This is a genomic window from Streptococcus sp. k-90, from assembly GCF_013277565.1.
GTDB lineage: Bacteria > Bacillota > Bacilli > Lactobacillales > Streptococcaceae > Streptococcus.
This window is the reverse complement of the sequence record NZ_VMNE01000016.1, coordinates 1-11,447: the sequence shown is the minus strand read 5'-3', so window position 1 is coordinate 11,447 and position 11,447 is coordinate 1. Positions and strand designations below refer to the sequence as shown.

The following is an 11,447-nucleotide window of genomic DNA, read 5'->3' as shown; positions in this document are numbered from 1 at the left end:
CGTAACCAGTCTAGGTAAAGATATTTTCCCTGAATTCTGATATAATAGAAATATTGACTTCAAGAGTAAGGAAGAGAAGATGAACGCATTATTAAATGGAATGAATGACCGTCAGGCTGAGGCGGTGCAAACGACAGAAGGGCCCTTGTTGATCATGGCAGGGGCTGGCTCTGGGAAGACTCGAGTTTTGACCCACCGTATTGCTTATTTGATTGATGAAAAGATGGTCAATCCTTGGAATATCTTGGCCATTACCTTTACAAATAAGGCTGCGCGTGAGATGAAGGAGCGTGCTTATAGCCTCAATCCAGCCACTCAGGACTGTCTGATTGCGACCTTCCACTCCATGTGTGTTCGTATTTTGCGTCGGGATGCGGACCATATTGGCTATAACCGTAATTTTACGATTGTGGATCCTGGTGAACAGCGAACGCTCATGAAACGTATTCTCAAGCAGTTGAACTTGGATCCTAAAAAATGGAATGAACGAAGCATCTTAGGGACCATTTCCAATGCCAAGAATGACCTGATTGATGATGTAGCTTATGCTGCCCAAGCTGGCGATATGTATACGCAAATCGTGTCCCAGTGTTACACTGCTTACCAAAAAGAACTGCGTCAGTCGGAGTCAGTTGACTTTGATGATTTGATTATGCTGACCTTACGTCTCTTTGATCAAAACCCTGATGTCTTGACCTACTATCAGCAGAAGTTTCAGTACATCCATGTTGATGAGTACCAAGATACTAACCGTGCCCAGTACCAACTGGTCAAACTCTTGGCTTCACGTTTTAAAAATATCTGTGTGGTTGGGGATGCTGACCAGTCTATCTATGGTTGGCGTGGTGCTGATATGCAGAATATTTTGGATTTTGAGAAAGATTATCCCCAAGCCAAGGTTGTTTTGTTGGAGGAGAATTATCGCTCAACTAAAACCATTCTTCAAGCGGCCAACGAGGTCATTAAAAACAATAAAAACCGCCGTCCTAAGAATCTCTGGACTCAAAACGCTGATGGGGAACAAATCGTTTATTATCGTGCCAATGATGAGCTAGATGAGGCTGTATTTGTAGCCAAAACCATTGATGACCTTGGTCGCAGTCAAAACTTCCTTCACAAGGATTTTGCAGTTCTTTACCGTACTAATGCGCAGTCCCGTACTATTGAGGAAGCCTTGCTCAAATCAAATATTCCTTATACAATGGTTGGTGGAACCAAGTTCTACAGCCGTAAGGAAATCCGAGATATTATCGCTTACCTCAATCTTATTGCCAATTTGAGTGACAATATCAGTTTTGAGCGCATTATCAACGAACCGAAGCGTGGAATTGGGCCAGGCACTGTTGAGAAAATTCGTGATTTTGCAAATATGCAAAATGTGTCTATGTTAGATGCTTCAGCAAACATCATGTTGTCTGGCATCAAAGGAAAAGCAGCCCAGTCTATCTGGGATTTTGCCAATATGATTCTGGATTTGCGGGAGCAACTGGACCACTTAAGCATTACTGAGTTGGTTGAAGCAGTTCTAGACAAAACAGGTTACGTCGATATTCTTAATGCCCAAGCAACTCTGGAAAGTAAGGCTCGGGTTGAAAATATCGAAGAGTTCCTTTCTGTGACGAAAAACTTTGATGACACTTCTGATGTGTCAGAAGAGGAAACTGGTCTGGATAAACTGAGTCGTTTCTTAAATGATTTGGCCTTAATTGCAGACACAGATTCAGGTAGTCAGGAGACATCAGAAGTGACCCTGATGACCCTGCATGCTGCCAAAGGTCTTGAGTTTCCAGTTGTCTTTTTGATTGGGATGGAAGAAAATGTCTTTCCACTTAGTCGTGCAGCCGAGGATCCAGATGAATTGGAAGAAGAACGCCGTCTGGCCTATGTAGGAATTACGCGTGCAGAGAAAATTCTCTATCTGACCAATGCCAACTCACGCCTGCTTTTTGGTCGTACCAACTATAACCGTCCGACTCGTTTTATTAACGAAATTAGCTCAGACTTACTTGAGTATCAAGGCCTAGCCCGTCCAGCAAATACAAGTTTTAAAGCGTCATATAGCAGTGGTGGTCTTGCTTTCGGTCAAGGTATGAGTCTTGCGCAAGCACTTCAAGACCGTAAACGAAGTGCAGCCCCAAAATCTATCCAGTCAAGCGGTCTCCCATTTGGTCAATTTACAGCTGGCACAAAATCAGCGTCTAGTGAGACAAATTGGTCCATTGGTGACATTGCCCTCCACAAGAAATGGGGAGAGGGAACTGTTCTGGAAGTTTCAGGTAGCGGTGCTACGCAGGAGTTGAAAATCAATTTCCCAGAGGTTGGCCTGAAAAAACTTTTAGCTAGTGTAGCCCCAATTGAGAAAAAAATCTAATTTTTCATCCTTCTCACGAATAATAAAGTGAGGAGGATTTTTATGTACAGTATTTCATTCCAAGAAGATTCACTATTACCAAGAGAAAGACTGGCCAAGGAAGGAGTAGAAGCGCTCAGTAATCAAGAGTTGCTAGCTATTTTACTCAGAACTGGAACACGCCAGACTAGCGTTTTTGAAATTGCCCAGAAAGTTTTGAGCAATCTTTCAAGCCTAACGGATTTGAAAAAAATGACCCTGCAGGAATTGCAGAGTCTGTCTGGCATCGGGCGAGTTAAGGCTATAGAATTGCAAGCTATGATTGAACTGGGGCATCGTATCCACAAACACGAGACCCTTGAGATGGAAAGTATTCTCAGCAGTCAAAAGTTAGCCAAGAAGATGCAACAGGAGTTGGGACATAAAAAACAAGAGCACCTGGTGGCGCTCTATCTCAATACTCAAAATCAAATCATCCATCAACAGACCATTTTTATCGGCTCAGCTACTCGTAGTATTGCTGAACCACGTGAGATTCTTCACTATGCTATCAAGCATATGGCAACCTCTCTCATCTTGGTCCACAATCATCCTTCAGGAGCAGTAGCCCCTAGTCGTAATGATGATCATGTCACTAAACTTGTCAAAGAAGCCTGCGACCTGATGGGTATTGTCCTCTTGGACCATTTGATTGTCTCACATTCTAATTACTTCAGTTATCGTGAAAAGACAGATTTAATCTAAAGTTCATTGACGACATAGTCAAAGAGGTTTTTATCCTTGGGACGATTTTCAAATAGAAATTCTGGGTGCCATTGGACACCGAGAAAGGCAACATCATCCGTACTTATGACAGCTTCAATGATACCATCTTTAGGATCATGAGCCGCAATCTTTAAATTTGGTGCTAAATCTTTGATACTCTGGTGGTGGAAGGAGTTGATATGAGAGATTTCTCCATAGATTTCTCGAAGAACAGTGTTTGGTTCTGTCACCAAGCGTTGGGTTGTGTACTCAGCAGAAGAATCCTGCCAGTGGTCTTCGATATCTTGATACAAAGTTCCACCCATGGCAACGTTAAAGAGTTGTGTTCCACGGCAGACAGAAAAAATTGGCTTTTTCTGTTTAATAGCTTCCTTGATGAGGGCCAGTTCGAAGATATCTCTTTGAAGGTGGTAGTCATCGCTATCAATAGTTTTTGGTTCACCATAGAATTTTGGATCAACATTTTGCCCACCTGTTAAGATGAGCTTGTCAATCATACTGATATAGTGGCAGGCCATTTCTTGATCACCAATCGGTAGGATGATGGGAATCCCTCCAGCGTCTTTAACGCTTTCAACAAAGCCTTTTGCTACGTAGCTCATCATGATGTCATCATCTGGATGAGTTTTTTCGTTTCCTGTAATCCCAATAACTGGTTTTTTCATAAAATGATTTTCGCTTTCTAATCCTCTTTTCGCATGAAGTAGAGGAGGGTTTGGAGTTCACTTGTCAAATCGACATATTGAACGACCACGTCTTTTGGTAAATGAAGATGAACTGGTGAAAAACTGAGAATTCCTTTCACGCCAGCATCAACCAAGAGATTAGCGACCTCTTGTGACTTAACGCTGGGAACGGTCAGGATAGCAGTCTTAACATCAGCATTCTTGATTTTTTCTTTGATTTGAGAAATCCCGTAAATAGGAATTCCATCAGGAGTTTGCGTACCGACTTCAGGATGGTCATCTAGGTCAAAGGCCATGATGATTTTCATCTTGTTACGCTCGTGGAAACGGTAGTGTAGCAGGGCATGCCCCATATTTCCAATACCAACCAGCATGACATTGGTAATAGAGTTATCATTGAGCAAATCGGCAAAAAATGTCATCAGTTTTTTGACATCATAGCCAAAACCACGACGACCAAGTTCACCAAAATAGGAAAAATCACGACGTACGGTCGCTGAATCAATACCGATGGCCTCTGCAATTTGTTTAGAGTTGGCACGTTCAATCTTTTCTGCATGAAATCTCTTAAAAATTCGATAGTAGAGAGAGAGTCTTTTTGCTGTAGCTTTTGGAATAGCGGACTGTTTATCTTTCACAAAATCACAACCTTTCTATTCTTCTATTTTATAGAAACATTGTGAAAAAATCAACAAAAATAAGAAAAAACTAAGAAAAATCTTAGTTTTGATGTAAAAAATCTGCATGTGATAGAAAACGGTAGAGGTCTCCGACTAGTCCTTGGTAAACTTCCTGTCCCTCAAAAGTCAAAGAAGTCACATAAAGTGTATCTGGTAGGGTCACACATCCTGACAAAGCCAGCATGAGAGCCTCATAATCTTCATACTTGAGAGTACGCTCTACATGATAGCTGTCTTTATAGGTCAGTTTAAACATATAGGACCTATCTTTCAGATTTTGTAAAGACACCACGTTCTACCAAACTATCCATGAGGAAATAGAATTTTTCCTGATGAATGTGGTGGTCTTCTGATTTGAAAATATCAACCAGACGGAGACCAAACTTGTCAGTGATATTGATTTTAGCCCCTGTTAGCTCTTTATTGATAATGATTTTGAGTTGGAAGCCTTCACCGCTGTTTGGAACTTTTTCAAGTAAGCGAGTCAGTTCATAGTTACCAACCTTTGTCTCAAAAAAAGTATTGTCCTTGAGGGTAAACTTTTTAACAGAAGGGCTAAGAGTGTAGTCGTAACGACAATTTTTTAACTGAATGGTTTTTTCAAATGCCATATGGCTAACCTCCGATAATTTCTTTTAAGGTTTTTGCGAGGGTTTGTAGGTCTTCAACAGTATTTTGTGGCGACAAACTGATACGAACGGATTCCTTCAAGCGTTCTGAATTTGCTCCGTACATAGCTTCAAGAACATGGCTCGATTGAACAATGCCTGCGGTACAGGCTGAGCCAGTAGAGATTGAAATTCCAGCTAAATCTAGACGAAGGAGTAAGAGATCATTTTTCTGACCAGGAAATCCAATATTGAGAACATAAGGAAGATGGTGTTGTCCTCTATTCAGGTAATACTGAACTCCCTCAAGCTCCGCAAGAAAGGCAGTTTCTAGATTTTGTACATGTTGAAAATGTTCTTCTTGTTTTTCTAGGTCTTCTTTTAGGGCTGCAACCATGCCTACGATAGCAGCTAGATTTTCAGTCCCTGCACGTTTTTTCTGTTCTTGGTCTCCGCCATGTAGATAGGAATCAAAGTCCATTCTAGAAGCGTAGAAAAACCCGATTCCCTTAGGACCATGAAATTTATGGGCAGAAGCAGTGAGAAAATCAATGCCCAATTCTTCTGGATGAATAGGGATTTTTCCAATAGCCTGAACTGCATCGACATGATAGGCAGCAGGGTGTTGCTTAAGTATTTGGCCAATTTCAGCAATAGGCAGTAGGTTTCCAGTCTCATTATTGGCAAACATGGTAGAAACCAAAATCGTATCGTCACGTAAGGCCTCTTGAATTTGCTGGGCGGTGATTTCTTGATTTTCTGGCTGGATAATGTTTGCTTCAAAACCAAAGTGCTGAACCAAGTAATCAATCGTTTCAAGGACAGCATGGTGCTCGATGGCAGTTGTGATAATATGTTTTCCTCGTTCTTGGTGACGAAGGCAGTAGCCAATGATAGCAGTATTGTTGCCCTCAGTCCCACCAGAAGTGAAAAAGATATGTTGAGGTTTTGTTCCCAATAACTGGGATAGTTCCTGGCGGGCTTCTCGCAAAAGCTTGCCAGCTTGACGACCATGCCCATGGATACTAGATGGATTGCCATGGGTTTCTTGTAAAACCTTGGTCATAGCTGAAATAGCAACTGCTGACATAGGAGTCGTTGCAGCATTGTCCAAATAAATCAAAGAATCACCTTATTTCTTTTTGTTGTAAGCAAAGAGTGGGCTGACTGGTTTTCTTTCGTGGATACGTACTATAGCGTCACCAATTAACTCACTAGCAGTGATGTAGCATACGTTTTTAGGAGTTTTTTCTTTCGTTGCTACTGAATCAGTCACAAGAATTTCTTTAATACTAGTATTGTCAAGAAGTTCAGCAGCTCCTTCGACGAAGAGACCGTGGCTAGAAACAGCATAAATTTCTGTAGCCCCTTCACGTTCAACGATTTTAGCAGCTTCAGAGAAGGTACGTCCAGTATTTAAAATATCATCAATCAAGATGGCTTTTTTACCTTCAACATCACCAATGATATAACCTTCGTTGCGAGTTGCATCGTCTTGAGGATAATCGATAATGGCGATAGGAGCATCAAGATACTCAGCCAAGCTACGAGCGCGTTTGACACCTGAATTTTTAGGACTGACGACAACAACATCTGACCCAAGTAGTCCCTTATCGCAGTAATGTTTTGCAAATAGGGGAACTGTGAAGAGGTTATCGACAGGGATATCAAAGAAGCCTTGAACCTGAACAGCATGCAAATCAAGAGTAAGGATACGGTCAACACCAGCTTTAACCAGCATATTGGCAACTAGTTTAGCTGTAAGTGGCTCACGTGGTGAAGCAATGCGGTCTTGACGTGCATAGCCAAAATATGGAAGGACAACGTTGATACTGTGGGCACTTGCACGCACACAAGCATCGACCATGATTAGTAATTCCATTAGGTGGTTGTTAACAGGGAAACTTGTTGATTGGATGATGTAAACATCATAACCACGGACACTTTCTTCGATATTCACTTGGATTTCTCCGTCTGAAAATTGACGTGATGACAGTTTTCCAAGTGGGACACCAACAGCTTGAGCAATTTTTTGTGCAATCTCTTGGTTAGAGTTGAGTGCGAAAAGTTTCATATTTTTTCTATCTGACATTATAGACCGTCCTCTGTAAACTTCATAAATCCTAGTTATATATGTTTTGCATATATGAACTGGGATTCGTGTATTTTTATCTCTTCTATTTTACCAAAAAATGGAGATTATTTCAGCTATTTTTCATGCTTTTGACAAATCGAACTAATTTTGAGGGAGCTTTTTGGTAGGAAATCTGATTTTTCTCTAAAAATTGTTGGAAATCCTGTTTGCCTTGCCCATGATCTTCCACTTCAAGCTCTAATTCGTAATCTGTCATATCAAAGTACTGACTCTCATCCAGTGCCATGAGGCCAATAGCTGTTTTCATTTCATAGCGAAGCGTTGTTAGACAACCAAGGACATGCCATTTCTTGTTTTGTATACCGTGTTTAGCCAATTCATCAAGAACCAGCCCCTGAGGAAGTTCTTCCTTACTCAGATAATCTTCAGCATCTTTTAGCTGCAATTTTTGATTGTATTCCATGTTTCCAACACTTTGCGGGACTTTGAGTGTCAATTCCGCCCAGTCTTCAAAGGTTCGAATACGCATAGCGACTTTCTTTTCTCGTAGTTCAAAATCAGGCGTGTCGATGTAGTAATTTTTTTGAAGAATAGGAGTGACACCAGTGAACTGGTCTTTTAGACGATTGTATTCATCTTTTTTCAAGAGTGTTTTCAATTCAATTTCTAAATGTTTCATTTTTCTTACCTTTTCTTTATCGTTGAAAGCGGATTTATGTTATAATAGCTTTGTATTTATTGTATATAAATCTGGAGAAAAAATCAAAGATATTTTTGAAGGATAATATGAGAACAAGGGAGAATATATGACCTTAGAATGGGAAGAATTTCTAGATCCTTACATTCAAGCTGTTGGTGAGTTAAAAATTAAACTACGTGGTATTCGTAAGCAATATCGCAAGCAAAATAAGCATTCTCCGATTGAGTTTGTGACTGGTCGAGTCAAGCCAATTGAGAGTATAAAAGAAAAAATGGCCCGTCGAGGCATTACTTATGCGACCTTGGAACACGATTTACAGGATATTGCTGGTTTGCGTGTGATGGTCCAGTTTGTAGATGATGTCCAAGAAGTTGTGGCTATTTTGCGCAAGCGTCAGGATATGCGGATCATACAGGAGCGAGATTACATTACTCATCGAAAGGCTTCAGGCTACCGTTCCTATCATGTGGTAGTAGAATATACGGTTGATACTATCAATGGAGCCAAGACTATTTTGGCAGAAATTCAAATTCGTACCTTGGCTATGAATTTCTGGGCAACAATAGAACATTCTCTCAACTACAAGTACCAAGGGGATTTCCCAGAGGAGATTAAGAAGCGACTGGAAATTACATCTAAGATTGCCCATCAGCTAGATGAAGAAATGGGTAAAATTCGTGATGACATTCAAGAAGCTCAGGCACTTTTTGATCCTTTGAGCAGAAAATTAAATGATGGTGTAGGAAACAGTGACGATACAGATGAAGAATACAGGTAAACGAATTGACCTGATAGCTAATAGAAAACCACAGAGTCAAAGGGTTTTGTATGAATTGCGAGATCGTTTGAAGAGAAATCAGTTTATACTCAATGATACCAATCCAGATATCGTTATTTCCATTGGTGGGGATGGCATGCTCTTGTCGGCCTTTCATAAGTACGAAAATCAGCTTGACAAGGTACGCTTTATCGGTGTTCATACGGGACATTTGGGCTTCTATACGGACTATCGTGATTTTGAGTTGGACAAGCTAGTAACTAATTTGCAGCTAGATACAGGAGCAAGAGTCTCTTACCCTGTTCTAAATGTGAAGATCTTTCTTGAAAATGGTGAAGTGAAGATTTTTAGAGCACTAAATGAAGCCAGCATCCGCAGATCTGATCGAACCATGGTGGCGGATGTTGTGATTAACGGTGTCCACTTTGAACGTTTTCGTGGAGATGGACTAACAGTTTCGACACCGACTGGTAGTACAGCCTATAACAAGTCACTTGGCGGAGCTGTTTTACACTCTACCATTGAAGCTTTGCAATTAACGGAAATTGCCAGCCTTAATAATCGTGTCTATCGAACGCTGGGCTCTTCCATTATTGTTCCTAAGAAGGATAAGATTGAACTTATTCCAACGAGAAACGATTATCATACTATTTCGGTTGACAATAGCGTTTATTCCTTCCGAAATATTGAGCGTATTGAGTATCAAATCGACCATCATAAGATTCACTTTGTCGCATCACCTAGCCACACCAGTTTCTGGAATCGTGTTAAGGATGCTTTTATTGGCGAGGTGGATGAATGAGGTTTGAATTTATCGCAGATGAACATGTCAAGGTTAAGACCTTCTTGAAAAAACACGAGGTTTCTAAGGGGCTGCTGGCTAAGATTAAGTTTCGAGGCGGAGCTATTCTGGTCAATGACCAACCACAAAATGCGACGTATCTATTGGATATTGGAGACCGAGTTATCATCGATATTCCCGCTGAGGAAGGCTTTGAAACTCTAGAAGCTATCGAGCGTCCACTGGATATTCTCTATGAGGATGACCATTTTCTAGTCTTGAACAAACCCTATGGAGTAGCCTCTATTCCTAGTGTTAATCACTCCAATACCATTGCCAATTTTATCAAGGGTTACTACGTCAAGCAAAATTATGAAAATCAGCAGGTTCACATTGTGACCAGACTTGATAGAGATACTTCTGGCTTGATGCTCTTTGCAAAACACGGCTATGCCCATGCACGATTAGACAAGCAGTTGCAGAAAAAGTCTATCGAGAAACGCTACTTTGCTTTGGTTAAAGGTGATGGATACTTGGAGCCAGAGGGGGAAATTATTGCTCCTATTGCGCGTGATGAAGACTCTATTATCACCAGACGGGTGGCTAAAGGTGGAAAGTATGCCCATACATCCTACAAGATTGTAGCTTCTTATGGAAATATTCACCTGGTAGATATTCGTTTGCACACTGGACGAACCCACCAAATTCGAGTCCATTTTTCTCATATTGGTTTTCCTTTGTTGGGAGATGATTTGTACGGAGGTAGTCTGGACGACGGCATTCAACGTCAGGCCCTGCATTGCCATTACCTATCTTTTTATCATCCATTTTTAGAACAGGACTTGCAGTTAGAAAGTCCTTTGCCGGATGATTTCAGTAACCTTATTACCCAGTTATCAACTAATACTCTATAAAAACTGTTTCAGAGTATAATTATTATCTTAAAGGAGAAAACTCATGGAAGTTTTTGAAAGTCTCAAAGCCAACCTAGTTGGTAAAAATGCTCGTATCGTTCTCCCTGAAGGGGAAGAACCACGTATTCTTCAAGCGACTAAACGCCTGGTAAAAGAAACAGAAGTGATTCCTGTTTTGCTTGGGAATCCTGAAAAAATTAAAATTTATCTTGAAATCGAAGGAATTGAAGATGGTTACGAAGTCATTGACCCTCAACACTATCCTCAATTTGAAGAAATGGTTGCTGCCTTGGTAGAGCGTCGTAAGGGCAAAATGTCTGAAGAAGATGCACGCAAGGTTTTGATTGAAGATGTCAACTATTTTGGCGTTATGTTGGTATACTTGGGATTGGTTGACGGAATGGTATCTGGAGCTATTCACTCAACAGCTTCAACAGTTCGCCCAGCCCTACAAATCATCAAAACTCGCCCAAATGTGACTCGTACTTCAGGTGCCTTCCTCATGGTTCGTGGTACGGAACGTTACCTATTTGGAGACTGTGCTATCAATATCAATCCTGATGCAGAAGCCTTGGCTGAAATTGCCATCAACTCAGCAATCACAGCTAAGATGTTTGGCATCGAGCCTAAAATTGCTATGCTAAGTTATTCTACTAAAGGTTCAGGATTTGGTGAGAGCGTCGATAAGGTTGTAGAAGCAACTAAAATTGCTCACGACTTGCGTCCTGACCTTGAAATCGATGGTGAGTTGCAATTTGATGCAGCCTTTGTTCCAGAAACTGCAGCTCTGAAAGCTCCTGGAAGTACGGTAGCTGGTCAAGCAAATGTTTTCATCTTCCCAGGTATCGAAGCAGGAAATATTGGCTACAAGATGGCTGAACGTCTTGGTGGCTTTGCGGCTGTAGGACCTGTTTTGCAAGGTTTGAACAAGCCAGTTAACGACCTCTCTCGTGGATGTAATGCTGATGATGTGTACAAGTTGACCCTTATCACAGCAGCTCAAGCAGTTCATCAATAAAGAGAAGTTGTACTAAATAATTCGTATTTATAATCAAAAAACGCATAGTATCAAGTGTGTACTGATCCCAAA

General features: G+C 41.0%; 13 protein-coding genes. 6 read left to right on the top strand and 7 right to left on the bottom strand.

The annotated features are described in order from the left end of the window. The first annotated feature begins 79 nt into the window (after positions 1 to 79). Together pcrA and radC are read left to right on the top strand one after the other, a co-directional pair. A complete protein-coding gene (pcrA, locus tag HT734_RS05405; RefSeq protein ID WP_173278570.1) occupies positions 80 to 2,371 on the top strand; it encodes a DNA helicase PcrA in 2,292 nt (763 codons plus the stop codon). A 42-nt stretch (positions 2,372 to 2,413) separates the two neighbouring features. After that, positions 2,414 to 3,094 (top strand): DNA repair protein RadC, encoded by a 681-nt coding sequence (radC, locus tag HT734_RS05400; RefSeq protein ID WP_173278572.1) that lies wholly within the window; start codon positions 2,414 to 2,416, stop codon positions 3,092 to 3,094. Here radC and HT734_RS05395 read toward each other — a convergent pair. The 7 genes from HT734_RS05395 to HT734_RS05365 all read right to left on the bottom strand — a co-directional run bounded on the left by HT734_RS05395 (position 3,091) and on the right by HT734_RS05365 (position 7,863). Further along, complete coding sequence (locus tag HT734_RS05395; protein ID WP_061759715.1) at positions 3,091 to 3,780, bottom strand: gamma-glutamyl-gamma-aminobutyrate hydrolase family protein; 690 nt, start codon at positions 3,778 to 3,780, stop codon at positions 3,091 to 3,093. The genes radC and HT734_RS05395 overlap by 4 nt on opposite strands. A gap of 17 nt (positions 3,781 to 3,797) precedes the next feature. Beyond that, positions 3,798 to 4,439 carry a redox-sensing transcriptional repressor Rex gene (locus tag HT734_RS05390; RefSeq protein WP_061759714.1) on the bottom strand — a complete coding sequence of 214 codons (642 nt, stop codon included), beginning with the start codon at positions 4,437 to 4,439 and terminating at the stop codon, positions 3,798 to 3,800. An 82-nt stretch (positions 4,440 to 4,521) separates the two neighbouring features. Beyond that, a complete protein-coding gene (locus HT734_RS05385) occupies positions 4,522 to 4,737 on the bottom strand; it encodes a DUF4649 family protein (protein WP_061759713.1) in 216 nt (71 codons plus the stop codon). 7 nt (positions 4,738 to 4,744) lie between these two features. Next, positions 4,745 to 5,092, bottom strand: a complete 348-nt coding sequence (locus tag HT734_RS05380; protein WP_000863540.1) for a DUF1831 domain-containing protein — start codon at positions 5,090 to 5,092, stop codon at positions 4,745 to 4,747. A 4-nt stretch (positions 5,093 to 5,096) separates the two neighbouring features. Continuing rightward, positions 5,097 to 6,212 (bottom strand): cysteine desulfurase family protein, encoded by a 1,116-nt coding sequence (locus HT734_RS05375; protein WP_061759712.1) that lies wholly within the window; start codon positions 6,210 to 6,212, stop codon positions 5,097 to 5,099. 9 nt (positions 6,213 to 6,221) lie between these two features. Continuing rightward, positions 6,222 to 7,181 (bottom strand): ribose-phosphate diphosphokinase, encoded by a 960-nt coding sequence (locus HT734_RS05370; RefSeq protein WP_001283819.1) that lies wholly within the window; start codon positions 7,179 to 7,181, stop codon positions 6,222 to 6,224. Between the two features lie 112 nt (positions 7,182 to 7,293). Next, on the bottom strand, positions 7,294 to 7,863 hold the full coding sequence (locus HT734_RS05365; protein ID WP_173278574.1) for a CYTH domain-containing protein: 570 nt from the start codon (positions 7,861 to 7,863) through the stop codon (positions 7,294 to 7,296). Between the two features lie 127 nt (positions 7,864 to 7,990). Between HT734_RS05365 and HT734_RS05360 the strand changes: the two genes are divergently transcribed. Genes HT734_RS05360 through pta form a run of 4 tightly spaced genes read left to right on the top strand, consistent with a single transcriptional unit; the run spans position 7,991 to position 11,375 of the window. Then, positions 7,991 to 8,662, top strand: coding sequence for a GTP pyrophosphokinase family protein (locus HT734_RS05360; protein WP_000171685.1), 672 nt, complete (start codon positions 7,991 to 7,993; stop codon positions 8,660 to 8,662). Then, complete coding sequence (locus HT734_RS05355; protein ID WP_000799055.1) at positions 8,646 to 9,464, top strand: NAD kinase; 819 nt, start codon at positions 8,646 to 8,648, stop codon at positions 9,462 to 9,464. The genes HT734_RS05360 and HT734_RS05355 overlap by 17 nt, the downstream gene beginning before the upstream one ends. After that, complete coding sequence (locus tag HT734_RS05350) at positions 9,461 to 10,357, top strand: RluA family pseudouridine synthase (RefSeq protein ID WP_049521139.1); 897 nt, start codon at positions 9,461 to 9,463, stop codon at positions 10,355 to 10,357. The genes HT734_RS05355 and HT734_RS05350 overlap by 4 nt, the downstream gene beginning before the upstream one ends. A 43-nt stretch (positions 10,358 to 10,400) precedes the next feature. Continuing rightward, positions 10,401 to 11,375 carry a phosphate acetyltransferase gene (gene pta, locus HT734_RS05345; protein WP_173278576.1) on the top strand — a complete coding sequence of 325 codons (975 nt, stop codon included), beginning with the start codon at positions 10,401 to 10,403 and terminating at the stop codon, positions 11,373 to 11,375. Positions 11,376 to 11,447 lie beyond the last annotated feature (72 nt).

Bases quoted from the DNA above. Each gene is read 5' to 3' on its own strand.
- HT734_RS05360 (WP_000171685.1), top strand. From the start codon at position 7,991: ATGACCTTAGAATGGGAAGAATTTCTAGATCCTTACATTCAAGCTGTT.
- pcrA (WP_173278570.1), top strand. From the start codon at position 80: ATGAACGCATTATTAAATGGAATGAATGACCGTCAGGCTGAGGCGGTG.
- HT734_RS05350 (WP_049521139.1), top strand. From the start codon at position 9,461: ATGAGGTTTGAATTTATCGCAGATGAACATGTCAAGGTTAAGACCTTC.
- HT734_RS05385 (WP_061759713.1), bottom strand. From the start codon at position 4,737: ATGTTTAAACTGACCTATAAAGACAGCTATCATGTAGAGCGTACTCTC.
- HT734_RS05355 (WP_000799055.1), top strand. From the start codon at position 8,646: ATGAAGAATACAGGTAAACGAATTGACCTGATAGCTAATAGAAAACCA.
- HT734_RS05395 (WP_061759715.1), bottom strand. From the start codon at position 3,780: ATGAAAAAACCAGTTATTGGGATTACAGGAAACGAAAAAACTCATCCA.
- radC (WP_173278572.1), top strand. From the start codon at position 2,414: ATGTACAGTATTTCATTCCAAGAAGATTCACTATTACCAAGAGAAAGA.
- HT734_RS05365 (WP_173278574.1), bottom strand. From the start codon at position 7,863: ATGAAACATTTAGAAATTGAATTGAAAACACTCTTGAAAAAAGATGAA.
- HT734_RS05380 (WP_000863540.1), bottom strand. From the start codon at position 5,092: ATGGCATTTGAAAAAACCATTCAGTTAAAAAATTGTCGTTACGACTAC.
- HT734_RS05370 (WP_001283819.1), bottom strand. From the start codon at position 7,181: ATGTCAGATAGAAAAAATATGAAACTTTTCGCACTCAACTCTAACCAA.
- pta (WP_173278576.1), top strand. From the start codon at position 10,401: ATGGAAGTTTTTGAAAGTCTCAAAGCCAACCTAGTTGGTAAAAATGCT.